The organism is Sphingobacterium sp. NGMCC 1.201703, assembly GCF_047784615.1.
In the GTDB taxonomy this organism is placed as follows: Bacteria; Bacteroidota; Bacteroidia; order Sphingobacteriales; family Sphingobacteriaceae; genus Sphingobacterium.
Map to the genome: position 1 here is coordinate 301,416 of NZ_JBLOHD010000006.1, position 23,449 is coordinate 324,864.

Consider the following 23,449-nt stretch of genomic DNA (forward strand, 5'->3'; position numbering starts at 1 on the left):
TCTTGAAATCAATAAGATTATTTAATCGTTTTACGACAGATTTTTCAAAGTTTACTTTATGAAATTTCAAAGTTTAACATCAGATATTTCAAAATTAGTTTCAAGATATCTCAAAATTAAAGACAATAAAATTTAAAATACTTTGCTGAGTTGGTCAGCCCTCAAACAGCGAACCCTCATCTAATCTATGGTGCTGATGAAGATATCATCCGAAACAATGTACAGGTGCTATCGTGGAAAAAACCAGAAATTTACTAAAATAACCCGGCTCAAGTAGTTAAAATAAGGACAAAAAATTTATAGCAAATCAATACGACATCGATTGCGTAAGATTGTATCGTTTTTGAAAAATATTAGCCCTAAATTTAGCTTTCAAATAAAGAAAAATCATTCAGTTATGAGCATTAATTTTGAATCCCGTTATGCAATCGGGCCTAAAGAATACAAAACGTTAGATACACAAGGATTAAGAGATAATTTTCTCATTGAAAAAGTTTTTGAAACGGATAAAATTAACTTTGTGTATACACACTATGATCGTTACATGGCCGGTGGGGCAATGCCTGTAAATTCTAAAATTAAATTAGAAACAATCCCTGAATTATTAAAAGAACCTTACTTTCTCTCTAGAAGAGAATTGGGTATTATCAATGTCGGCGGTAATGGGCAGGTAGAGGTAGATGGAACATTGTATGAACTTAAAACCAAAGAAGCGCTCTATATCGGACAAGGCGCAAAAGATATCTATTTTTCAAGCCAAGACAGTGCGAATCCGGCAAAGTTTTATTTAAACTCAACTCCAGCGCACCAGAGTTATCCTACCAAAAAGGTCACTAAGGAAGATGCCAATAAAATAGAATTAGGATCTCTGGAAACAGCCAACCACCGTACCATCAATCAGATGTTGCTGAATAAAGTTGTACAGACCTGTCAGCTACAAATGGGAATGACAGAGCTAAAGCCAGGATCCGTATGGAATACGATGCCATCGCATACGCATGACCGTCGTATGGAGGTTTATTTTTACTTTGAATTGCCAGAAGGTCAGGCTGTATCTCATTTTATGGGACCGATAGACGAAACACGTCATATCTGGATGCATAATGATCAGGCTGTCATTTCTCCACCTTGGTCAATTCACTCAGGAGCTGGAACATCCAACTATACATTTATCTGGGGTATGGCGGGCGAAAACCTCGACTACGATGATATGGATAAATGTGCTATTACCGAACTTAAGTAGTATTTAGATAATAGATTTGAGATCTTGGCTGGTCAAGCATCCCGCTTACAAACACTGTCTTTAATCTTTTTTCTTTAATCCTTTATCAAATGAAGAGAACATTCATATTAAGTTTAACGCTAGGGCTTTCGAGTATCGCTTTTGCCCAAAACAATAAGACGATTACGGTTAAAAATCCTTCAGCAGTATCTAGAACAGAGCTGATCAGTATTCCTTATGCAACATTCGAAAAACATTTCGAGTTGAAGAAAAATGTCTTTACGATTGTTGATAGCAAGGATAAAGCGGAACTGGCTTACCAATTGGAAAAGCTAGGACAGTCAACCCCTCAAAATGTACTGATACAAGTATCTATTGCGCCTCGAAGTGCTTTGACTTTTGGTGTAACTGGAAATAATCCAAAAACCGTTGCGACCAAAACATTTGCACGTTATGTCCCCGAACGTAAGGATGACTTTGCCTGGGAAAATGACATTGCTGCATTCAGGGCCTATGGAAAAGCATTAGAGGGTAGCTCTGAAGATGCCCAAGGATTTGATTTTTGGGCTAAGAGAACAAATGACCTTATTATTGACGAATGGTATAAAACAGGGGATTATCATGCCGATCATGGTAAAGGCTTAGATTACTATTCTGTGGGTCAAACTCTAGGAGTAGGCGACGCAACTCCATTTATTGATCAGCAGGTCGTCTATCACAAACATTATCGTCAATATGAAGTCTTAGATAATGGTCCCTTACGCACGACGTTTAAGCTTATCTATGAACCAGAAAATGTCAAGGGTCAAAATATACAAGTTGAAAAAACAGTCTCGCTGGACGCGGGAAGCCAACTGAACAAAATACGTTATGCAATCAAAAATACGACTTCAAGCAGCACCCCTGTAGTCGTTGGTCTTGCCAAACGAAAAGAGGATAAACCTCAGCTCTTAAATGACACCAAAAATGGTATTTTAGCTTATTGGGAGCCTGCAGAGGGGGATAAAATCACTGGGACCGCCGTGATCTTGCCTAACAAAGTAAAATATATATTTAAGGATAGCCCAAAACAGTTTTTATTGGCAACTACGGTCACAAACAACAGCCCTTTGACCTATTTTGCTGGAGCTGCATTCAACAAAGCGGGAAAAATAACCAGTTTTGATCAATGGCAATCCTATATCAGAGAATTCAGAAATAACTTAAATCAACCATTAACGATAAAATACTCGAAATAATGTCCATACTGCAATCTTTTGATTTGACCGGGAAGGTCGCTTTGGTAACTGGCTGTAAAAGAGGCATAGGTAAAGCTATAGCCGAAGCATTAGCGGAAGCTGGGGCAGATATCATTGGTGTTTCAGCATCGCTGGAGACAACAGGGTCGGCGGTAGAAAGATCCATCCAAGCATTAGGAAGGAATTTTTATGCTTATCAATGTGATTTTTCAAAAAGAACCGAACTCTATCAATTTATTGAAAAAGTAAAATCGGAGCATCCAACCATAGACATCCTTTTCAACAACGCCGGAAATATCCTACGTAAACCAGCAGCTGAACATCCCGATGAGTACTGGGATGAAATCATTGAAATCAATCAAAATGCACAATTCATCCTGACAAGGGAAATTGGAAAAGATATGATTTCACGTGGAACTGGAAAAATTGTATTCACGGCATCGTTATTGACTTTTCAAGGCGGCATCAACGTTCCTGGATATGCAGCCTCCAAAGGTGCAATAGGGTCATTGGTAAAGGCTTTTGCAAATGAATGGGCCGCTAAGGGAGTAAATGTAAATGGTTTTGCTCCAGGTTATATTGCAACGGATAATACGGAAGCATTGAGAGACGATCCAGAGCGTTCTAAATCTATCCTGGACCGTATACCTGCTGGACGCTGGGGTACGCCGGAAGACTTTAAAGGCCCAGCGGTATTCCTTGCTTCAAAAGCAGCAAATTACGTACATGGCACCATCCTTACTGTCGATGGTGGCTGGATGGGAAGATAAAAAATCAACCTTTTAGGATTTTTCGTTTTAAAAGTCTTTGTCCTTCGGGGTAAAGACTTTTTTTACGATCCTAAATCCGAGATTACTGAATGAGGCATTCGGGCTAACAGAACCAATATAGACTGTATTGAATGCCGAACAGCTATTTCTACTGCACCACCATGACCCTCCTCTTGCATGAGCCACATAACGCTCCCCATCCCTATTTAGCTTGCCCCAACAAAATTCAAATACATTACCAAATACATCATAAAGTCCCCATGGATTCGGTCTGAATGCCCCTACCGGAGAAGTATACATATAACCGTCGGATAAGTCAGCTTTAAGGTGATCCCTACCATGCCATATATTGGCATATTGACCTATATTTTCCTTATTCACCCCATCAAAATAACGTCCATCATTTCCCGCTCGCGCAGCGACCTCCCACTCCTCAAAAGTGGGTAAGCGGCAATTAGCCCAAGCGCAAAAAGCCAATGCGTCTTTAAAAGATATACAAGTAACAGGATGATCCATTTTGTCCATTATACCACCCCGGCTTATCCCATTTGGAAAACGCCAATAAGCAGTACTATCCTGCAGCCACCGGAATTCCGCAAGCCCAGGCTCAAATACCATCGCATTATGATATCGTTCTGCCAAAGTCTGATAGCCCGTCGCCTGTATAAATTTTTCAAATTCGGCATTGGTCAGTTCGTATTGGGCAATCCAAAAAGGTTCAACGTGTACTGTTCTTTTCGGATTATCCAGACTCATCGTATCCCCCAATTGATAATCTCCCCCAGGAATTAAAACATATCCCTTCTCCTGCCCCATTAATGATAGACAGTTTAGGAGAAATATGGCCCATATCAATATTGCTAATCTCACTGGTTTTGACGTTTGTTGTAGAGGGTTTTAGCGGATTCAATAATATACGCTTCGTTGGCGCTCGAAAAATTTATGCAACTATCATAATGTGTATCTGCTCCGTATAACGTATTGTATATTTTAGATTGTTCAAACCCTTCCAAATCTGATTTCTTTAATAACTGGAGCAAAGTGGTCAATATATCCTTATCCTTCGGATTTTTTTTATAAAAACTGATCAAAAAAGGAATACTTTCCCATCCATCAATCTCTATCAAAGCAGTTTTATAGTTTAATCCAAGGGAACGATTTCGGCTCGCTTGATTCCTAATCAAATCGATTATTCTTTTTTTATTATCTTTCATAAACCGGAGTTGCCGTTCACTCCAGAAGACACCATTATAAACAAAAAGTAAATGCCCAAATATCTTCTTCTGGGGTTCGAATACAAACATTCGCTCGGCACAAGCCTGACTATAAATTTCCGGATAGATCATGGTATAAGTAAACTTTTCTTCGAAGCTCAACTTGTCAAAGTTGGTGCGCGAAATTCCAGCATCATAGTCTACCAATGCCTCATCTGGCAGACTCTTCAGTCGTTGTTTAACTAGGTCCTGAACCTTCTTGAGACCAAAAGGGGGTATGCTTGCCCTTTCCCGCATAGCATAATAAAGTGAATCTTTTGATCGCGGTTCATCCCAGGCGGCATCTTTATATTCTTGACCAAAACTCGGACTGCTGATAAAGCCAAGCAAAATCAGCCAACAAGCCCATATTTTATTTACCTTTTTTTTCATTGTAATACCCCATTGCTCTACGATAGATTAATGCTTCATTCTCCTTATTATAGTCTAAATAGGAATAGTAGTTACTCGTATCGCCATATAGCTTTTTGAATGAAGTTGACTTCATGAATTCGCTATACTCGCCACGTTTCATCAGTAATAACAATAAAGTCAATGCATCCTTATCTTTAGGGGTATTCTTTGCATATTCAATGATAAATGGAATCATTTGCCAGCCATTGATCTGTTCAATAGTTTCTTTATAATTCACCCCCATCCGTTTACTTCTTGTAACAGACTCCTGGATGAGCCTCATGACTGAATCCCTATTTTCCTGTAGAAAATCTGTCTGCCTCTCCGACCACCACGCTTCATTAAAACCATCGAGCAACTTGCCAAATATCTTCTTATCGATGGCCTTTTGGTTTTCGGGTATATCGCAATTTTGAGCATATACTTCAGCGTGGATCATCGTATACGTAAATTTTTCACGTAAACTAAGATTCTTAAAATCAACTGCGGAGAGAGCCAATACTCCAGTATCTGTACCATCTTTATCCGCTACTGGGGATAATTTTGCTATCATTGCTTTGACTTTAGCCAATCCATAGGGTGGTATTGTCATCTTCGTTCTGAATTCAATAGCAGCGGGATCCATGATATAATCACTTCCCGCTTCGTTTTCTGTCTGCGCAAAAACACGGGTCAGGCTACTTAGACAAATAAGTATTAAAAATAAACCTCTCATAAAATATAATTAATGCTATTTAAAAGTAATAAAATTATTCCTACCAAAAACAATTCCATTTCTCAAATCCAATATCATAAACTTTATCTACTTCTGATCCCTAATGGCATTACTTTCGATATATCTACATTTTCCAAAGCTATGCGCTGCTCCATTAGTTTTCAAAGGACATAGAAAACAAAAATCCCCGGACCTTTTAGCAAGTCCGGGGATTCACTTTGTATATTTTGCAATCCTTATGAATAAAGCCCTTTTTTATCTATAAAATCAATCACTTTTTGCGGCGTGAAAAACTGAATATTCTTATGCTCTTTAATTGCCTTTCGCAGAAAGGTAGAGGAAAGTTCCATTAAGGGTGTATCAGTCATGGTTATGGAAGGATGATCCTTTAGCTTCCCACCATGATAGCCTGGCCGGGGATACACATAAATATGATAATCACGCAAAATAATCTCAGCATTCTTCCATTTCTCCAATGATTCTAAGATATCCTCACCCATTAAAAGCACGAATTCTCTAGTCGGATATTTTTCCTTTAGATAGGTTAATGTATCTATGGTGTAGGATGGTACCGGCAAATGGAATTCGATGTCACTTACGCGTAAATGTTCACAATCTTCAACCGCAAGATTTAGCATTTCCAAACGGTCATAGGGATCTGCTAAGGTTGATTTCTTCTTAAAGGGGTTCTGTGGCGATACTACAAACCAAACTTCATCCAGCCCGGTAAAATTGGCCATGTAATTTGCTATAATCAAATGCCCAACATGCACCGGATTAAAAGAACCAAAAAACAAACCAATCTTTTTCATCTAGCGCTTTATTTATTGATAAAACCCATGACAATTTCTTCTGCTTCAGCACAGGCCGTCGCCAGATCATAATTCTTCAGGATCACATCAAACTTATTCGCATAGGTAAGTTCCAATTCAGCTTTAGCAAATCGCTCTTGCAGCTTTTCCTCCGAATCTGTGCCGCGTCCGGTCAGACGTTCTTTAAGCACTTCCAAGGAAGGTGGCTGTACAAATATGGAGATAGCCTGTTCTGGGAATTTAGATTTCAGGCGCAACCCACCAACAACATCGATATCGAAAATAACATTTTTACCCTCTTTCCAGATGCGTTCGATTTCTGAACGCAAAGTGCCATAGAATGTACCCGAATATACCTCTTCAAATTCGATAAACTCTTGTTTGGCCACTTTATGCAAAAATTCTTCCTTGGACATAAAGTAGTAGTCTTTTCCATCGACTTCCTGTCCCCTGGGATCGCGGGTACTCGCAGAAATAGAAAATTCTATTTTATCACCATGTTTACTTAATAGGTCTCTTACTATAGTTGTTTTTCCCGCCCCTGACGGTGCTGAGAAAATAATTAATTTACCGCTCATCCTTATAATACGTTGAGCAATTGCTCCTTTATTTTTTCTAATTCTTCTTTCATTCTGACCACGATTTGCTGAATACCGGCATGATTAGCTTTGGACCCTAAGGTATTGATTTCACGACCCATTTCTTGAGAGATAAAACCTAGTTTCTTACCATTGGAGTCAGCAGAATCAAAGGCTTTCAGAAAATAGTTACAATGGGAACGCAATCTAACTTTCTCTTCAGTGACATCCAATTTATCGATATAATAAACAAGTTCCTGTTCAAAACGATTTTGATCTACGTTCTCTTTGCCCACGCTGTCATTTAGAAATTGCTCTATACGTTGTCTGATCAATGGGATACGCTCAACTTCCAAACCTTCCACCTCACCCAGATAAGTCAAGATAAGTTCAGCTCTCTTTTTTAGATCTTGGGCCAGTACATTTCCCTCGTCCTCACGGAATGTATTGAAATGTCTGACCGCATCGTAAAAAGCATCCATCAATACGCTGGATTCTTCATCATCAACTGTATCATCGTTATTGGTGACAACTTCCGGCATATTCAACGCCAATTCAAATAGATTAACTTGGTTATCATTTAGTTCATTTGCAATCTGCTGCAATTGACCATAATATTTTTTCAGTAAATCAGCGTTGATGGATGAAGCCTTGGCTGTTTGATCAGTATATTCTACGGTCACGTTCAGATTAACTTTTCCGCGTTCAATAAGTTTACTGCACTCTGTGCGCAAGGTCAATTCTTTGTCCGAAACTACTTTGGGCAGACGAAGATTTAATTCAAGGAATTTTGAATTTAAGGACTTTATTTCGACACTATACTTGACTTTACCGTTTTCTTTGGAAGCCGTGCCATATCCTGTCATGGATTTTATCATATGCAAAGGTATGACTTTTCGAATAAAAGTTGAAGACGCAACATAGATTAATTGCTGATACTCCTCAAATTACCTTCAAATAGGATATTTTATTTACCAGTCATGCTTAGCAATAATAACAACGAGATAGCTTTCGTAAGGTCTGGCCCCCTTACACTTTACATAGCCGATTCCGATATCATATAGCGAGCCATTCCACTGATCCATACCTAACAGATGTGTACGGTGATGATAACCGGGTGCCTCTCTACCGATGATCAATGCTTTAATCGCATCGGTCGCACTGGCACGATTAGCAGCAATGGATTCAAAATTATTGGCATTCCTTTTTTTTAACCAAGCCTGATTGAGCGGGTATCCGGCTTCTTCGATAAAATAATTGGGGCCATAACCCTCAGGAGAGACATGATCAAAATAAGACCGTTTGGCCATATCCTTAGCACGATATTCTGCCACTTCGGCAAGTTGTTTGTTCCAATTAAGCTTTGTTCGGGTAACCTTATGCAAATTAAAAAGCTTCAGTTCCTTTTTATATCTCTCAGGATTTGTTCGGATTTTATTCAAGAGATCGTAGGCTTCTTTCGCTTGGTGACGATCGACAGAGACACGTTGCCCCAAAGCAAGCTGTGTGACAAATAAGGTAAATGCTAAAATGAAGTATTTCATATCAATCCTTTAACCTTAAAAGACTGACTTTAGTATTTAACGTTTAATCTTTTTTTGACCTTTTAACCACTAAAAACTGTATCAACATGGGTATTAGGCTAATAAATATGATAGCTAATACAACCAAGGAAAAATTCTGCTTGAAAAAAGGAATCTGCCCAAAAAAGTAACCCGCTAGAATAAATAACGATACCCATAATATACCACCTGCTATATTGTATTTGCCAAAAATGCGGTATGGCATTTTGCCAATACCAGCTACAAAAGGGGCAAAAGTTCGGACAATAGGTACAAAACGAGCATAAACAATGGTTTTAGTACCATATTTTGCATAGAAATCTTGTGTTTTTTGAAGATAGGATGGTTTAAAAATTTTTGAATCTGGTTTAAAAACTCGAATTCCAAAATATTTACCTATCTCATAATTCACAAAATCGCCAGAAATAGCCGCACATATTAGAATAAATAGGAAAAGTGACAGTGAAAGATTGCTTTCTGGTCGGGCAATAATGGTTCCCAATGCAAATAATACTGAATCTCCCGGAAGGAATGGTGTAACCACAAATCCTGTTTCAGCAAATATAATCAAGAATAGAATGAAATAAGTCCATCCAGCATAGGTATTGACAATCTGCAACAGGTGTTGATCAATATGTAGGATAAAATCGACCAGCTGAGAAACAATCTCCATATTTGATAAATAAAAAAAGGGAGCCCTATTGAACTCCCTTTTTAGTTTTTATTTTTTCTTTGACCAACTCAAATATAATAGGCAGTACTGAAATAAAAATGATCAGTAGTACCACTTTCGAAAAGTTATCTCGAATAATTGGAATATTACCCAAAAAATAGCCAGCTAACGTTATACCGCCGACCCACAATACCGCCCCAACAACGTTATAAGTGATAAAAGTGCCGTAATTCATTTTTCCGATTCCGCCAACAAATGGTGCTAGCGTACGTACAATAGGGACAAAACGGGCAATTACAATTGTTTTACTACCATATTTGTCATAGAAAGCATGTGTTTTGGCAATCTGCTCATCCTTGACAACCTGTTTGCCAAAAAGTTTGATTTTTGTTAATCGCATCCCGAAGTGCTTTCCTATGGAGTAATTCAGCGAATCTCCAGTTACCGCTGCTATCAACAAAATCAAGATCATTAACCACACATTAAGGTCATTTGGTTGTGCAGCAAGCATTCCGGCAGCAAACAATAGGGAATCTCCGGGCAAGAAAGGCATGACAACAACACCTGTTTCAACAAAAATAATGAGAAACAAAATAAGGTATGTCCATAGCTGATAGTCGTTGACGATTTCAACCAAATGCTTATCAATATGGAGAATAAAGTCAATAAGATGTGTAATTATTTCCAAAACCGATCAGGAGATTAAGCGTTATTCAACATTACTGGCATAACCAACATTAAAATATCCTCATGATCTTCGGATGTAGCAGGAATCAACAAACCGGCACGATTTGGTGTGCTCATTTCGATAACCACTTCTTCGCTTTCAAGGTTGTTTAACATCTCCACCAAAAACTTGGCATTAAAACCTATTTCCATATCATCGCCTTCAAATTGACATGACAAACGTTCATGTGCCTCATTAGAGAAATCCAGATCTTCAGCTGAGATATTCAATTCGCTACCTGAGATCTTCAAACGTACCTGGTGTGTTGTTTTATTCGCAAAAATTACAACCCTTCTTAATGTATTTAAGAAAAGTAGTCTATCAACAGTTAGCTTATTTGGATTAACCTGCGGAATCACTGCAGCATAGTCAGGATAGCGCTCATCAATCAAACGACAGATCAAATTGATATTGCCAAAGCTAAAAAATGCATTTGTCTGATTATATTCGATAGATACTGTTGTATCATCCGAAGGTAGTGAAGACTTAAGCAGAGAAAGTGCTTTCTTAGGTAAAATAAGTGAAGCAGGTTTTTCAGCACTGATATCCGATCTGGTGTAACGTACCAATTTATGTGCATCTGTAGAAACGAAAGTTACATTTTTCTCGGCCAATTGTACCAAAACCCCAGACATTGCCGGTCTTAATTCGTCATTGCTCACCGCAAAGATGGTTTTACTGATAGCTTCTGAAAGAACCGGAGCAGGCATTTGGATAATAGATCCGTTATCAATAGACGGAATTTTAGGAAAATCATCTGCATTTTCTCCGCTCAATTTATATTTACCGTCACCAGCACTAATTTCAATAGCCAATGTATTCATGTCTACTGAAAAAGCAACGGGTTGATCAGGGAGAGTTTTTAATGTTTCTATCAAAATCTTTGAAGGCATTGCTACCCTTCCTTCTTCTTTTGCTTCAATCTGTAAAGAAGTAACCATACTTGTCTGCAGATCGGTAGCAGAAATAGTCAAGTTATTGTCTTTTATTTCAAAAAGAAAGTTTTCCAATATTGGTAAAACAGTACTTGTACTAGATGCTCCATTGATAGCTTGTAACTGCTTTAATAAAATTGATGTTGATACAATGAATCTCATTTCCTAATTACTAATTATTATGTGCAATAATACACAAATTAATCAATATTTTTCGGTTTTGTAACTGCCTTTCTTTCCACATACGAAGATTTATTACACGTAAATAAGCGATTGTATTTCAATTAATAAGCACACTTCCAAAAGTATAGAAAGCAAATACACCCTTATAAATCACAATATTTATTACATTTGTATAATAGCAATAGTGTATGCAGTTTAAAGATATCATTGGGCATAGAGACATCAAAGAACATCTTGTTCGTACGGTTCATGAAAACCGTGTGAGTCATGCGCAATTATTTCTTGGCCCAGAGGGATCCGGAAGCCTTGCGCTAGCCTATGCTTATGCTCAGTTTTTAAACTGTGAGAATAAACAAACGACCGATAGTTGTGGCGAATGCCCTTCCTGCCGAAAATACAGCAAACTGATCCATCCAGATTTGCACATGTCTTATCCGTTTATTGCCAAGCACAAGGAAGATACAGCGACAGATTATGCTGAAAACTGGCGAAAATCCTTTTTAACCAATCCTTACATGGGGTTGGAATACTGGCGAAACCTGTTGGATGCAGATAATAAACAGGTCAATATTAATATTGCCGAAGCACATGGTATCATCAAGAAATTAAGTCTTAAAGCATTCGAAGCTGAATATAAAGTTTTGATTATGTGGTTGCCCGAATACTTGGATACCCAAGGCAACGCATTATTAAAATTGATTGAAGAGCCGCCCGAAAAAACGTTATTTATTCTTGTTGCAGAAAATCAAGATAAAATTTTAAATACCATTATTTCACGGACACAGCTGGTAAAAATAAAAAAACTGGGTCATACCGAAGTCGTTGATTACTTGAAAACAATGCATCATCTTTCCGATCAAGAAGCATCCGAGATAGCTTTTATAGCGGACGGAAACATACAGGAAGCATTGAATCAACTCAACACACAGACCAATAATCATTTCGGTATTCTGGTCAACTGGTTACGATTTATTGTATCGGATGCTGGTACAAATATGATCTCTTTGGTAGAAGAGGAATTGTCTAAAATGGGGCGTGAAAATCAAAAAAGCTTTCTTTTTTATGCGATCAATATAATGCGACAGATTATTTTGATCAAAGAGGGGCTATCCAGTTTGGTATTTTTACCTGCGAAAGAATTGGACTTTGTTCAAAAATTTGCAGTTCATTATGATATAGAACAAATTGAAGCAACAATAAATCTATTTGAGGAAACGCACTATTTTGTCGAAAGAAATGCGAATCCCAAAATATTATTTTTAGATTTATCTTTGCAATTAACATTAATGTACAAATACAAAACGTTTCCGAAAGGAACTCAATATATATAAATAGAAAACTATGGGATGTGGCAGTTGCTCATCCGGCGGAGGTTGCGGTACTACCACAGTAAATGGTACACCGGCGGGATGCCAAAATAATGGCTCTTGCATGACCAGCGGATGTAATAAATTAGATGTATATGACTGGCTTTCCGATATGGATATGCCATCAAACTATAAACCCTTCAATATCGTAGAAGTACGGTTCAAAGGATCTCGAAAAGATTTCTTTATTAATGTAGACAACCTTTACCTTGAAATGGGCGAAATGGTCATTGTAGAGCCCTCAACAGGTGGATATGATGTAGGCCACATTTCTTTGACTGGTGAATTGGTTAGATTACAGTTAAAAAAGAATAATGTTACCCCGGAGATGGTAACAAAAAAAATCTATCGGAAACCGAATGAAGTGGATGTAGAAAAGTATAATGCGGCAAAAGATCTTGAATGGGAAACCATGCATAAAGCGCGTAAACTTGCTTTAGACTTAGGCTTATCGATGAAGATTTCCGACGTAGACTATCAGGGGGATAAAACGAAAGCAACGTTTTATTATACAGCAGAAGGTCGTGTGGATTTTCGTGAATTGATCAAGAAAATGGCCGAAGCATTCCGTATACGGATTGAAATGCGACAGATCGGTATGCGACAGGAAGCAAGCCGTCTTGGCGGTATCGGATCCTGTGGCCGCGAGCTATGCTGCTCTACTTGGCTGACAGACTTTAAAACGGTATCGACTTCAGCCGCCCGTTATCAGAACTTATCATTAAATACGTTAAAGCTGGCCGGGCAATGTGGCAAATTGAAATGCTGTCTCAATTATGAATTGGATAGTTATATGGATGCATTGAAAGACATTCCAAATAATATAGATCGTATTGAGACACAAAAAGGTGTCGCTTATCTCCAGAAAACTGATATCTTCAAAAAAATGATGTGGTTTTCTTTCCCAGGAGCAGAAAACTGGATTGCTATGCCAGTTCAACAGGTCAAAGAACTTGTTGAAATGAACAAGCAGGGAATTAAACCTGAGGCTATATCAAGTGTAATAGATACCGAAGAAATCCGAGAGGAAAAGATTGTCAATTACGATTACGAGAATGTAGTCGGTCAAGATAGTTTGACACGTCTGGATGATCGCAATAAAAGGAAGAAAAAACGGAAAACGAAAAGCAATAATGCCAAACCGGAAAATAAAAATAGCCAGAAAAACGATAAAGCTGAACAAAACTCTCCAAAGCAGGTGGTAGCAAAACAGCAGAGCAATACGGATAATGCAAACACGGCACCGACGGGCAAAGAGAATAAAGAAGGTCAAAATAATCGACCAAAAAAACGCTTTAATCGTCATAGAAATAAAAACAAAGGCAACAATAACAACACTGCCTCAAAAACAGAATAAAACGGATATGCCTAATTAAAAATATTAGGCATATTCTATTTATATAGATTTAAAATGAAACTAAAGGCTTTTCTTTTTGGAATTTTATGTATTGGTGTATGGACATCTTGTGACCAAACTGCCATTTTAAATGAAAATAAACCTATCGAAAATAAGACTTGGTTACATACTTCACATCCTCGTTTTCAATTTCATATTAGCGACAATACGAAGAAATATGATGTATTAATGGATGTACGCCATACTCCAGAATATGCTTTCTCTAATCTTTTTGTTTTGATTTATCAGCAAAATCCTGATAAAAAAACACATACCTTCCGCAAGGAAATTAAATTGGCAAAATCAGATGGAAGATGGGCGGGAAAATCATCCGGTAGCCTCTACAATCAACAGGCTATCCTGCATAAAGATTATATATTTCCGGACACCGGATTATATACGATATCCATTGAACAGAATATGCGGGAAAACCCCTTGCAAGAAATTACAGATATTGGATTAACCGTAATACCTAAATAATGTGGACTTTCCTACGATATCTGCTTCTTCCTTTTTCCATTATTTTTGGATTAGTCGTATGGTTAAGAAATCGGCTATATGATTTCCATTTGCTACCAGCCCAATCTTTTCAAATTCCTACCATCGTAATTGGTAATTTAGCTGTTGGTGGTACCGGTAAGAGCCCCATGACCGAATTTGTTGTCTCCTATCTCAGTAGTAACTACAAGGTAGCTATCCTCAGCAGAGGATATGGCCGGAAGACCAAAGGATTCCGGACAGTACAAATAGATTCTTTGGCAACTGATGTAGGCGATGAACCATTGCAATTCAAAAACAAGCTTCCAAATGTCACAGTAGCGGTATGTGAAGATCGTTGTACTGGAATAGAAAAACTTCAGTCGGATCATCAGCTTATTATATTGGATGATGCCTTTCAACATCGAAAATTATCAGCATCATTTAATATCCTCTTATTCGATTTTAGATCTTTTTCTCAACCGATGTTTGTTTTTCCTGCAGGAAATTTCAGAGACTTACTTACTGAATCTAAACGAGCGCAAATCATAGTCGTTACAAAATGTCCGCCTAACATTTCTAGTGAGGAAAAGATACACATAGAAGAAAAACTCCGTCGTTATAATAGAGAGGCCTTGATCGCATTTAGTCATATAGACTATTTTGAGCCTGTTAGTGCTGATGGGAGACCAATTGATATCCGAGATAAGGATATCATATTAGTGACTGGTATTGCCAGGCCACAGCCGTTGCTAGATCACGTCAAGAAAAAAGCGAACGCTGTCAATCATATTTCTTTTGGAGATCACCATACATTTAACGACTCCGATATTGACCAAATCATAAAAGCTTTCCAATCGCTAAATAGCAGCAATAAAATAGTATTAACCACGGAAAAGGACTATCAACGGCTAAAGCCATATAAAGATCGTTTCGATACGATAGAACTCATCTATTTACCAATTGGACTTAAATTTAATGATCCAGAGCAAAGAGATCACTTTTGTAATATTATAAGTGAAACAGTCGCATTAAGTGTTAATCAACCTTAAATTTTGTTAAGGGCTAACATTTTAGTAAACTTTTTAGTCAAATTTATATTCAAAAAGAAAGTAAACTTAAAATATAAAGCGATGAAAAAGAAAACTTTAATGGTAATAAGCGGCCTACTTCTGGCGACAACAGTTTCTTTTGCGCAACAGCGCCAACAACGTAGTCCCGAAGAGCAGGCAAAGATGCGTGTGGAACATCTTGACAAACTACTCACACTTAATCAAGTGCAAAAAGATTCCATCTATAATCTTACATTAAGCCAAGCCCAACAGCGAGCGGCAATAAAAAGTGATGGTGGAGACCGCAAAGCAAATATGGACAAGTTTAAACAGCTTCAAGAAGCGCAGGCAACTAAAATAAAATCCTGGCTCACTCCGGATCAGGTAAAGCTATTCGATGAACAGCAAGAAAAAATGAAGGAGAGAATGAAAAAACGTTCTGAAAACTAATTTAATGGAGAAGGTCGATTATTTATCGACCTTTTTTATGATTTAATCTATGGTTAGCTCCAAATAATAGAAGTATACTTCTCTATAAAATAGGACTTATAAAGCCTTGTAATACCATTATTAGGTCTTTTAAGACCATTTATCCTTCCAAGTAAGCTTATCCTTTCTTTTATATCAAAAGCGATTCCCACCCTTTATTTAAAACAAAACAATCGTTATCTATTGTATCTTGCAGAAAAAACACATATACCATTGATAATAAACAAGATACACAAACATGTAGCGTTAAAAATTTGTTAAAGTAACATACTTGATACAATATAACCCCCACATTAATAGTTTTTATATCAAGAGATCATAGTTGTAACTTTTTAAATACAATAGATATGAAAAAGCTAATTTTAACAAGTATAGGATTGTGTCTGGCACTTAGCCTGACATTCGCCCAACAGGTTACACCTGAAGAAACCGCTGCGAAAGCTACTACCGAACTGGTACAAAAGCTGAATCTGAATGATGAACAGAAAACTGCTGTATCCTCTATTCTATTGGATCAAGCAAAAGCAGAAGAAACGATTCTAAAAGACAGCACTTCCACGGCTGCTGCGAAAGGAGAAACTCTGAATAAACTTCAAACAGAAGTAGATACAAAAGTCAGTCAATTACTGACAGAAGATCAAAAAACTATTTATCAGAAGGTAATTGCCGAACGTCCGGCAAAAGCTGTTCCGACAACGACCGAACCTTCTAAAACAGAATCCAGTTCAAACTAACAAAATATTGGTATTTAACAATAAAAGACATTTATAGATTCATTGAATAATTCATTTAAAATTAAACATCATGAAAAAGTTATTTTTAACCGGTATAGGTTTCTTCCTAGCGATGAGCCTTACCTTCGCTCAACAAGCAACTCCAGAGGAAAATGCCACTAAAGTTGTAACCGAATTGGTCACGAAGCTTACGCTGAATGACGAACAGAAAACTGCTGTATCAACAATTGTACTGGACCAAGAAAAAGCAGTAGCAGCTCTAATACAGGATTCTACAACTACTCCGGATGTGAAAAAAGAGAGTATTGCAAAACTCCAAGGCGAATCAGATAACAAGATTGCTCAGCTATTGACAGATGAACAGAAAGCAGCTTTTCAAAAATATATCGAAGAGCGGCCTCCAGTAAGCATTCCTACAACACCGACACCAACGGAACAAAAGGAAAATACGAACGAAAACAGCAATCAACAACAACAATAATAATTCCGTTTGATGGAATTATTAAAACTCCGGATATGCTTTGGCATATTCGGAGTTTTTTTTAAACCATTATTTATGCGATAACAGCGGATATCCCAAAAAATAAGTTAACACTTGATAATTTAATAGCTTAAATAATGCTTTAAAAGAACGTATAAAATAGCATAAAAAGGGGCTACCCATTTTGGATAGCCCCTTTCCTTTAACTCAATATCAGGCGACACTACGATTTCAACTTTTTCATAATGTCACTGACATAAGTTTTAAATTTCTTGTCAGTTTCAATTAAATCCTCAACGGTTTGACATGCATAGATGACAGTTGAATGATCTCTTCCTCCAAAGAATGCACCAATCGATTTAAGTGAAGATTTTGTGTGGCTTTTCGCTAAATACATCGAAATTTGCCTGGCCTGCACGATTTCACGCTTTCGGACCTTTGACTTTACCATATCCACAGGAACCTCAAAGTATTCGCAAACTAATTTTTGAATAAAATCCATTGAAATTTCCTTATGTGTATTTTTCACAAAATTCTTCAACATCGATTTTGCCAATCCCAGATCAATTTCCTTTTTGTTCAATGTTGATTGAGCCAATAAAGAAACCATTGCTCCCTCTAACTCCCTAACACTGTTATCGATCTGTGTTGCAACATATTCCACGACATTTTCAGGTAATTCAATGCCATCAGAGTACATCTTCTTCTTCAAAATCGCCATTCTTGTTTCGAGATCTGGAATTTGAATATCTGCAGATAATCCCCATTTAAAACGACTAAGCAAACGTTCTTCTAAGCCAGCCAAATCCTTCGGTGCTTTATCAGAAGTCAAAATAATTTGCTTTCCAGATTGATGCAAATGATTGAATATATGGAAGAAGATATCCTGTGTTTTCTCTTTACCAGCAAAGTTGTGCACATCATCCATGATAATGACATCCATTGCTTGATAAAAATTGACGAAATCATTGATCGTATTGTTTTTCAATGAATCGACGAACTGTTGACAGAATTTCTCACAGGACACATAAATGACCAACTTATCGGGAAGATTTCTTTTAATTTCATTACCGATAGCTTGGGCAAGGTGTGTCTTTCCCAAACCTACATCACCATAAATCATTAAAGGGTTGAATGATGTACCTCCCGGTTTGTTTGCTACTGCATAGCCTGCAGAACGAGCAAGACGGTTACATTCACCTTCAATAAAATTCTCAAATGTGTAGTTTTGATTCAATTGCGGGTCAACCTGCAATTTCTTTAATCCAGGAATAACAAACGGATTTTTGATATCTCTGTTCAAAGATACCGGTACAGGAATAGATTGTCTCTTACCCTCTGCCCCATTGCCATTCGATGGAAGATTAGTCGTATAGGGATGAGAAGCCGATGACTTCTCAACTACAATATTGTATTCCAATCTACCTTGCTCTCCTAGAAACTTCTTTACGGTCTTGCGAAGGATACCCACATAGTGCTCCTCCAACCACTCGTAAAAAAATAAGCTAGGTACTTGAATAGTTAAAACGTCACCCTCCAAACGGACTGCTTTCACAGGTTCAAACCAGGTCTTGAAACTTTGCGCTGGGATATTATCTTTGATAATCGAAAGACAATTATTCCAGACACTTGAATACGTTTTTTCCATTCTAAAATTGTTAATAAGTTGATTTACAATACGCGACAAAAAATATGTTGATAACTTTCTCTGAGAACGAAGATGACAAAAAAAAATCAGCTAAAAAACTAAAATATAAAAAAAATATCAAAATTCTATAAATCAGTCAGTTACCTTGTAAAATTGTGGAAAACTCGAGCTAAAATTGATCTCTAAAAATAATTATTAACATTCCAAATTTATTTCAAAAAAAAGAACAAAAAAAGTAGTAAACATACTACGGTTCAGTCTTAAAGGTATAGTCCTAAATTAACCAAAATAAAAGCGAAATACAACCTTTAGTTCATATATTTTTAATATTAAATTTATAAGAATTTAAAGTAGGCTTAACAACCTTACTGAGCTTCTCTTTATCGCCTCTTAAGGCTTTATCAAATCAAAAAAGACGGTCGATTCGAAGCTGTACAACAGTTATTTCTGTAACAAGATAGAATCCAATTTAATTCAAAAAAAAAGGAAATCCATAGTAGGATTTCCTTTTTTTGAAAATATATAGCAGAATTTAGCCCACCATCGTATGGGTAAATTTTCCATCGCACATTTTCTTTCCCTCTTCCACAATGGCAGCTGCGTCATAATGAGAACTTTTCCACTGTGCATTCTGTTCAGCATGCTCAACAATACGATCAGGGATTCCCAATCGTACAACCTGACTATTGTATCCGTGGTCAGCCATAAATTCCAACACAGCTGAACCAATTCCGCCTTGAAGGCAGCCATCTTCAACTGTAATTATTTTTTTGAACTTTTTAAAGACCTGATGCAATAAAGATTCGTCTAAAGGTTTCACAAATCGCAAATCATAATGTGCAGGATGTATTCCCAATTCGTTCAATTGTTGTACAGCCTTGACAGCTTCATTTCCAATAGCTCCAAAACTTAGAATAGCAAGTTCTTCCCCTTCAGTAATCACCCTTCCTTTACCAATTTCAATTTCTACAAATGGACGGCGCCAATCCGGCATTACACCATTTCCTCTTGGATAACGAATGACAAAAGGCCCCTTGTTAGGCAATTGCGCCGTATACATTAAGTTTCTGAGCTCTTCTTCATTCATCGGAGCAGAAACAGTCATATTCGGAACACAACGCATAAAAGCGATATCGTAAGCACCATGATGTGTAGCTCCATCCGCACCTACTACACCTGCGCGATCCAAACAAAATACTACATTTAAATTTTGTAAAGCAACGTCATGTATGACCTGATCATAGGCACGTTGCATAAACGATGAATAGATATTACAGAAAGGTAATAGTCCCTGTGTCGCCAAGCCAGCACTAAAAGTGACAGCATGTTGTTCGGCAATACCAACATCAAATGCCCGGTCCGGCATTGCGTTCATCATGATGTTCATTGAAGAACCTGAAGGCATCGCTGGTGTTATACCAACTATTTTTTCATTCGCCTCTGCAAGTTCGACCATAGTATGTCCAAAAACGTCCTGATATTTTGGTGCCACTGGTTTTTCACTCGAAGATTTTTTTATCTCTCCAGTAATTTTATCAAATAAGCCCGGTGCATGCCACTTCGTCTGATCTTTTTCAGCTAATGCAAACCCTTTTCCCTTAACTGTGACCACGTGCAATAGTTTGGGACCAGGTATATGTTTGAGATCTTCAAGAGTCTTAGCCAATTTCTTTACATCATGTCCGTCAACGGGACCAAAATATCTAAAGTTTAATGACTCAAAAAGGTTAGCATTCTTTAATAAGGTCCCTTTGATACTTTTCTCTAATTTTTTAACGATACCGAGCGCATTTGGACCTACTTCAGAAATTTTGGTCAGCACAGCTGCGATATCATCCCGAAATCTATTGTATCGTTTTGATGTTGTAATACTAGTCAAATATTCTTTGAGGGCTCCAACATTGGGATCTATAGACATGCAATTATCGTTTAGAATCACCAATAAATTAGATTTAGCGATCCCTGCATGGTTCAATGCCTCAAATGACATTCCACCGGTCAGAGCGCCGTCTCCAATAACTGCAATATGCTGACGGTCTTTTTCTCCTTTAATTTGGGAGGCCACAGCCATACCCAAAGCAGCAGAAATTGAAGTAGAAGAATGTCCTACACCAAATGCGTCATACTGGGATTCAGAACGGTTCGGAAAACCCGAAATACCATTCTCAATACGATTTGTATGAAATATCTCACGACGTCCGGTCAGAATTTTATGACCATAAGCCTGATGTCCTACATCCCATATCAATTGATCATAGGGAGTATTCATTACGTAATGTAATGCCACCGTTAACTCAACGACTCCCAAACTTGCTGCAAAGTGACCACCGTTCACCGAAACCTGATCAATAATAAATTGACGTAATTCCTGGCTTAGTTGTTCTAATTGGTCCTCCTTTAGCTTTTTAAGATCAGATGGATCGTTTATTTTACTTAATAGTTCTCCAGCCTCAAATTGCATAGTACCGCTATTTTACATTAAATGTTTACACAAAGTAACGACAATTTTATTTAATCTTTAAAATAAATCGCACTTGTATATTGAACTACAACAAATAAAAACAGCAATAGTTTCTATGTGAACGATTCCAAAAGATTTTATTACGTAAATTTGTATAAGATATGCAAGTAGAAGAAGGTTACGAAATCAGGCTTCCTCAATTTGAGGGACCTTTTGATTTATTACTATTTTTTATCGAGCGGGATGAACTGAATATTCATGATATTCCCATTTCGAAAATTACCGATGATTTTTTGTCTTATGTAAGTCAAATGCAGGCACTCAATATGGAGATGGCCAGCGAATTTATCTTTGTAGCCTCTACATTGATGCGTATAAAAGCGAAAATGCTGCTTCCTAGACCGGAGCTGGACGAAAATGAGAACGAAATAGATCTGAGAGAAGATCTTGTTCAGAAACTTATTCTCTATAAGCAATTTAAAGACATATGTGAGTCCCTAAGAGAAATGGAGGAAAACCGGCTTCAATTGTATAGTAGAGGTAATATTCAGTATGACATACGTCAACGCCTTCAATTGGATGCAACAGGTGAAAATCTGGACAGTTTTGATCTGTATGGTCTGATGATGATCTATGAGCAGATGATGTATCAATTTCGCAATAGACCGGCCGAGGTAACACACACTGTGGTGAAGTATCCCTATACCATTGAACAACAGAAAAAGGCAATAGCCGAACTTATTGAAATCAATAAAAAATTAGATTTTCAGGAACTGCTGAAAAACTCTGAAAACAAGGTTCAATTCGTCTATAACTTCCTAGCAATTTTAGAAATGCTGCAGCAACGACTTCTGCAGATTGAAGTAGGATTGGGATATAACAATTTCAATGTCGAAGAACGGGATCCCAAACAAGAGGATTTAGTACTCGAAGAAGAATTAGAACAATAAAAAACGGTTGTCCAATAAGCTGGACAACCGTTTTTATTATTGCGTAAACATTTCAACATCAAAATACTTCAATACCACTCATTGAAAAATCCGCTGTTTCCTATAGGCATTTTAGTTTAATCCTTTTTTTTGAAAGCATTCCAGCCCTGTGCAGTAATTGGATAGAGATTTCCGGATTTAGAAATCATTTCGCAGCCTTCTGAAGCCGCAGTCATATAGCCTATAATACTAATGTCAGGTAGATTCTTGATCTTATCATGATCCGATTGAGCAATTGTAAATAGGAGCTCATAATCCTCACCTCCATTAAGTGCTGCTACGGTCGGGTCGATACCGAACTCACGTCCCGTATCGTAGGTCATCTGGTCCAATGGAATTTTTTCCTCATACAATCTACATCCTTTGTCCGATTGCCGGCAGATATGAAGTATTTCAGAAGCCAAACCATCCGAAATATCCATCATCGAAGTGGGTATAATCGCTAATTTTGCAAATAATTCAACAATATCTTTTCTTGCTTCCGGTTTTAGCTGACGTTCAACAATATAGTCTTTGCCTTCAAGATCTGGTTGCACATTTGGATTTTCCAGATAAATGTTCTTTTCTCTTTCCAATAGCTGCAATCCCATGTAGGCAGCTCCCAAATCCCCAGATACACACAATAGGTCACCTTCCTTTGCTCCATTACGATAAACAATCTTGTCTGCCTCGGCATAGCCTATGCTAGTTACAGAAATTACGAGGCCCTGAGCCGAAGCCGAAGTATCTCCGCCGACCAAATCAACATTATACTTTTTGCAAGCTATCAAAGCACCCTGATAGATCTCTTCTACTGCCTCTAGTGGAAATTTGGAAGATAACCCAATAGAAAAAGTAATTTGGGAAGCAATTCCGTTCATCGCATAGATATCACTCAAGTTTACCTGTACTGCCTTATATCCCAAATGTTTTAGAGGTACATATCGCAGATCAAAATGAATACCCTCCAGGAGCAAATCAGTGGAGATCAAAGTTTTCTTTCCCTGAAAATCCAATACGGCCGCGTCGTCACCAATTCCTTTAATGGTAGATTTTTCAGTCAGCTCTACCGCCTTACTTATATAATCAATTAAACCAAACTCACCCATTTCTTCCAAATTGGTACGCTCAGTATTATCAAAATCAAACATGTCAAAAAATTTTAAATTTCAAAATATCATAATGCCATTACGAATATTGCCATAACCCGGATGGATTGGACAGCTAACAGCAATACAAAATATATCGATATGAAAAACAATCTGTTATCATATCGATTATTATCAAATAATAT

General features: G+C 37.5%; 24 protein-coding genes. 11 read left to right on the plus strand and 13 right to left on the minus strand.

Translation table 11 applies throughout. The annotated features are described in order from the left end of the window. Positions 1 to 397: 397 nt before the first annotated feature. The 3 genes from kduI (at position 398) to ACK8HY_RS14840 (ending at position 3,230) form a co-directional block, all read left to right on the plus strand. Entirely contained in the window at positions 398 to 1,243 is an 846-nt protein-coding gene (gene kduI / locus ACK8HY_RS14830; RefSeq protein ID WP_077436863.1) for a 5-dehydro-4-deoxy-D-glucuronate isomerase, read from the plus strand. Between the two features lie 89 nt (positions 1,244 to 1,332). Continuing rightward, entirely contained in the window at positions 1,333 to 2,460 is a 1,128-nt protein-coding gene (locus tag ACK8HY_RS14835; protein ID WP_077436864.1) for a DUF4861 family protein, read from the plus strand. A 5-nt stretch (positions 2,461 to 2,465) separates the two neighbouring features. Next, a complete protein-coding gene (locus tag ACK8HY_RS14840) occupies positions 2,466 to 3,230 on the plus strand; it encodes an SDR family oxidoreductase (RefSeq protein WP_175992064.1) in 765 nt (254 codons plus the stop codon). A 27-nt stretch (positions 3,231 to 3,257) separates the two neighbouring features. Here the strand turns inward: ACK8HY_RS14840 and ACK8HY_RS14845 are convergent, their stop codons facing one another. The 10 genes from ACK8HY_RS14845 to dnaN form a co-directional block, all read right to left on the minus strand. Next, positions 3,258 to 4,100: an SUMF1/EgtB/PvdO family nonheme iron enzyme gene (locus tag ACK8HY_RS14845; RefSeq protein WP_217700074.1), complete on the minus strand. Its 843-nt coding sequence runs from the start codon at positions 4,098 to 4,100 to the stop codon at positions 3,258 to 3,260. Then, positions 4,097 to 4,876, minus strand: coding sequence for a hypothetical protein (locus tag ACK8HY_RS14850; protein WP_077436867.1), 780 nt, complete (start codon positions 4,874 to 4,876; stop codon positions 4,097 to 4,099). The genes ACK8HY_RS14845 and ACK8HY_RS14850 overlap by 4 nt, the downstream gene beginning before the upstream one ends. Continuing rightward, positions 4,857 to 5,612 carry a hypothetical protein gene (locus ACK8HY_RS14855; protein WP_077436868.1) on the minus strand — a complete coding sequence of 252 codons (756 nt, stop codon included), beginning with the start codon at positions 5,610 to 5,612 and terminating at the stop codon, positions 4,857 to 4,859. The genes ACK8HY_RS14850 and ACK8HY_RS14855 overlap by 20 nt, the downstream gene beginning before the upstream one ends. 236 nt (positions 5,613 to 5,848) lie before the next feature. After that, complete coding sequence (nadD, locus tag ACK8HY_RS14860; RefSeq protein ID WP_077436869.1) at positions 5,849 to 6,424, minus strand: nicotinate (nicotinamide) nucleotide adenylyltransferase; 576 nt, start codon at positions 6,422 to 6,424, stop codon at positions 5,849 to 5,851. An 8-nt stretch (positions 6,425 to 6,432) separates the two neighbouring features. Beyond that, positions 6,433 to 7,002: a guanylate kinase gene (gene gmk / locus ACK8HY_RS14865; protein WP_077436870.1), complete on the minus strand. Its 570-nt coding sequence runs from the start codon at positions 7,000 to 7,002 to the stop codon at positions 6,433 to 6,435. Between the two features lie 2 nt (positions 7,003 to 7,004). Beyond that, entirely contained in the window at positions 7,005 to 7,880 is an 876-nt protein-coding gene (locus ACK8HY_RS14870) for a YicC/YloC family endoribonuclease (protein WP_077436871.1), read from the minus strand. Positions 7,881 to 7,973: 93 nt separating this feature from the next. Continuing rightward, a complete protein-coding gene (locus ACK8HY_RS14875; RefSeq protein WP_077436872.1) occupies positions 7,974 to 8,546 on the minus strand; it encodes a CAP domain-containing protein in 573 nt (190 codons plus the stop codon). Positions 8,547 to 8,589: 43 nt separating this feature from the next. Then, positions 8,590 to 9,237: a DedA family protein gene (locus ACK8HY_RS14880; RefSeq protein WP_077436873.1), complete on the minus strand. Its 648-nt coding sequence runs from the start codon at positions 9,235 to 9,237 to the stop codon at positions 8,590 to 8,592. Positions 9,238 to 9,262: 25 nt separating this feature from the next. After that, positions 9,263 to 9,925 carry a DedA family protein gene (locus ACK8HY_RS14885; protein ID WP_077436874.1) on the minus strand — a complete coding sequence of 221 codons (663 nt, stop codon included), beginning with the start codon at positions 9,923 to 9,925 and terminating at the stop codon, positions 9,263 to 9,265. Positions 9,926 to 9,939: 14 nt separating this feature from the next. Then, on the minus strand, positions 9,940 to 11,061 hold the full coding sequence (dnaN, locus tag ACK8HY_RS14890; protein ID WP_077436875.1) for a DNA polymerase III subunit beta: 1,122 nt from the start codon (positions 11,059 to 11,061) through the stop codon (positions 9,940 to 9,942). Positions 11,062 to 11,270: 209 nt separating this feature from the next. Between dnaN and ACK8HY_RS14895 the strand changes: the two genes are divergently transcribed. The 7 genes from ACK8HY_RS14895 to ACK8HY_RS14925 all read left to right on the plus strand — a co-directional run bounded on the left by ACK8HY_RS14895 (position 11,271) and on the right by ACK8HY_RS14925 (position 17,078). Next, entirely contained in the window at positions 11,271 to 12,413 is a 1,143-nt protein-coding gene (locus ACK8HY_RS14895) for an ATP-binding protein (protein WP_077436876.1), read from the plus strand. A gap of 10 nt (positions 12,414 to 12,423) precedes the next feature. Beyond that, positions 12,424 to 13,806, plus strand: a complete 1,383-nt coding sequence (locus ACK8HY_RS14900; protein WP_175992057.1) for a PSP1 domain-containing protein — start codon at positions 12,424 to 12,426, stop codon at positions 13,804 to 13,806. Between the two features lie 54 nt (positions 13,807 to 13,860). Further along, entirely contained in the window at positions 13,861 to 14,325 is a 465-nt protein-coding gene (locus ACK8HY_RS14905; RefSeq protein ID WP_077436878.1) for a gliding motility lipoprotein GldH, read from the plus strand. Continuing rightward, positions 14,325 to 15,374, plus strand: a complete 1,050-nt coding sequence (gene lpxK, locus ACK8HY_RS14910; protein WP_416134114.1) for a tetraacyldisaccharide 4'-kinase — start codon at positions 14,325 to 14,327, stop codon at positions 15,372 to 15,374. Before ACK8HY_RS14905 ends, lpxK begins: the two co-directional genes overlap by 1 nt. Before the next feature lie 81 nt (positions 15,375 to 15,455). Beyond that, entirely contained in the window at positions 15,456 to 15,824 is a 369-nt protein-coding gene (locus ACK8HY_RS14915; protein WP_416134115.1) for a hypothetical protein, read from the plus strand. A 386-nt stretch (positions 15,825 to 16,210) separates the two neighbouring features. Further along, the gene (locus ACK8HY_RS14920; protein ID WP_077436881.1) at positions 16,211 to 16,597 is read left to right on the plus strand and encodes a hypothetical protein; all 387 of its coding nucleotides are present in this window, start codon (positions 16,211 to 16,213) and stop codon (positions 16,595 to 16,597) included. Positions 16,598 to 16,667: 70 nt separating this feature from the next. Further along, entirely contained in the window at positions 16,668 to 17,078 is a 411-nt protein-coding gene (locus ACK8HY_RS14925; RefSeq protein ID WP_077436882.1) for a hypothetical protein, read from the plus strand. 223 nt (positions 17,079 to 17,301) lie between these two features. On the opposite strand, the gene dnaA is transcribed toward ACK8HY_RS14925, so the two are convergent. Beyond that, positions 17,302 to 18,726: a chromosomal replication initiator protein DnaA gene (gene dnaA, locus ACK8HY_RS14930; RefSeq protein ID WP_077436883.1), complete on the minus strand. Its 1,425-nt coding sequence runs from the start codon at positions 18,724 to 18,726 to the stop codon at positions 17,302 to 17,304. A 532-nt stretch (positions 18,727 to 19,258) separates the two neighbouring features. Continuing rightward, complete coding sequence (gene dxs / locus ACK8HY_RS14935; RefSeq protein ID WP_077436884.1) at positions 19,259 to 21,187, minus strand: 1-deoxy-D-xylulose-5-phosphate synthase; 1,929 nt, start codon at positions 21,185 to 21,187, stop codon at positions 19,259 to 19,261. 161 nt (positions 21,188 to 21,348) lie between these two features. Here dxs and ACK8HY_RS14940 point away from each other — a divergent pair, with 161 nt between their 5' ends. Beyond that, complete coding sequence (locus ACK8HY_RS14940; protein ID WP_077436885.1) at positions 21,349 to 22,137, plus strand: segregation and condensation protein A; 789 nt, start codon at positions 21,349 to 21,351, stop codon at positions 22,135 to 22,137. 116 nt (positions 22,138 to 22,253) lie between these two features. Here the strand turns inward: ACK8HY_RS14940 and thiL are convergent, their stop codons facing one another. Then, complete coding sequence (thiL, locus tag ACK8HY_RS14945; RefSeq protein WP_077436886.1) at positions 22,254 to 23,306, minus strand: thiamine-phosphate kinase; 1,053 nt, start codon at positions 23,304 to 23,306, stop codon at positions 22,254 to 22,256. Positions 23,307 to 23,449 lie beyond the last annotated feature (143 nt).

Excerpts from the sequence above, each read along its gene's own strand:
- ACK8HY_RS14855 (WP_077436868.1), bottom strand. The coding sequence starts at position 5,612 with ATGAGAGGTTTATTTTTAATACTTATTTGTCTAAGTAGCCTGACCCGT.
- ACK8HY_RS14900 (WP_175992057.1), top strand. The coding sequence starts at position 12,424 with ATGGGATGTGGCAGTTGCTCATCCGGCGGAGGTTGCGGTACTACCACA.
- ACK8HY_RS14920 (WP_077436881.1), top strand. The coding sequence starts at position 16,211 with ATGAAAAAGCTAATTTTAACAAGTATAGGATTGTGTCTGGCACTTAGC.
- ACK8HY_RS14940 (WP_077436885.1), top strand. The coding sequence starts at position 21,349 with ATGCAAGTAGAAGAAGGTTACGAAATCAGGCTTCCTCAATTTGAGGGA.
- ACK8HY_RS14835 (WP_077436864.1), top strand. The coding sequence starts at position 1,333 with ATGAAGAGAACATTCATATTAAGTTTAACGCTAGGGCTTTCGAGTATC.
- lpxK (WP_416134114.1), top strand. The coding sequence starts at position 14,325 with ATGTGGACTTTCCTACGATATCTGCTTCTTCCTTTTTCCATTATTTTT.
- dnaN (WP_077436875.1), bottom strand. The coding sequence starts at position 11,061 with ATGAGATTCATTGTATCAACATCAATTTTATTAAAGCAGTTACAAGCT.
- kduI (WP_077436863.1), top strand. The coding sequence starts at position 398 with ATGAGCATTAATTTTGAATCCCGTTATGCAATCGGGCCTAAAGAATAC.
- ACK8HY_RS14905 (WP_077436878.1), top strand. The coding sequence starts at position 13,861 with ATGAAACTAAAGGCTTTTCTTTTTGGAATTTTATGTATTGGTGTATGG.
- ACK8HY_RS14895 (WP_077436876.1), top strand. The coding sequence starts at position 11,271 with ATGCAGTTTAAAGATATCATTGGGCATAGAGACATCAAAGAACATCTT.
- ACK8HY_RS14875 (WP_077436872.1), bottom strand. The coding sequence starts at position 8,546 with ATGAAATACTTCATTTTAGCATTTACCTTATTTGTCACACAGCTTGCT.
- ACK8HY_RS14880 (WP_077436873.1), bottom strand. The coding sequence starts at position 9,237 with ATGGAGATTGTTTCTCAGCTGGTCGATTTTATCCTACATATTGATCAA.
- ACK8HY_RS14850 (WP_077436867.1), bottom strand. The coding sequence starts at position 4,876 with ATGAAAAAAAAGGTAAATAAAATATGGGCTTGTTGGCTGATTTTGCTT.
- nadD (WP_077436869.1), bottom strand. The coding sequence starts at position 6,424 with ATGAAAAAGATTGGTTTGTTTTTTGGTTCTTTTAATCCGGTGCATGTT.
- dxs (WP_077436884.1), bottom strand. The coding sequence starts at position 21,187 with ATGCAATTTGAGGCTGGAGAACTATTAAGTAAAATAAACGATCCATCT.
- ACK8HY_RS14870 (WP_077436871.1), bottom strand. The coding sequence starts at position 7,880 with ATGATAAAATCCATGACAGGATATGGCACGGCTTCCAAAGAAAACGGT.
- ACK8HY_RS14925 (WP_077436882.1), top strand. The coding sequence starts at position 16,668 with ATGAAAAAGTTATTTTTAACCGGTATAGGTTTCTTCCTAGCGATGAGC.
- thiL (WP_077436886.1), bottom strand. The coding sequence starts at position 23,306 with ATGTTTGATTTTGATAATACTGAGCGTACCAATTTGGAAGAAATGGGT.
- dnaA (WP_077436883.1), bottom strand. The coding sequence starts at position 18,726 with ATGGAAAAAACGTATTCAAGTGTCTGGAATAATTGTCTTTCGATTATC.
- ACK8HY_RS14915 (WP_416134115.1), top strand. The coding sequence starts at position 15,456 with ATGAAAAAGAAAACTTTAATGGTAATAAGCGGCCTACTTCTGGCGACA.
- gmk (WP_077436870.1), bottom strand. The coding sequence starts at position 7,002 with ATGAGCGGTAAATTAATTATTTTCTCAGCACCGTCAGGGGCGGGAAAA.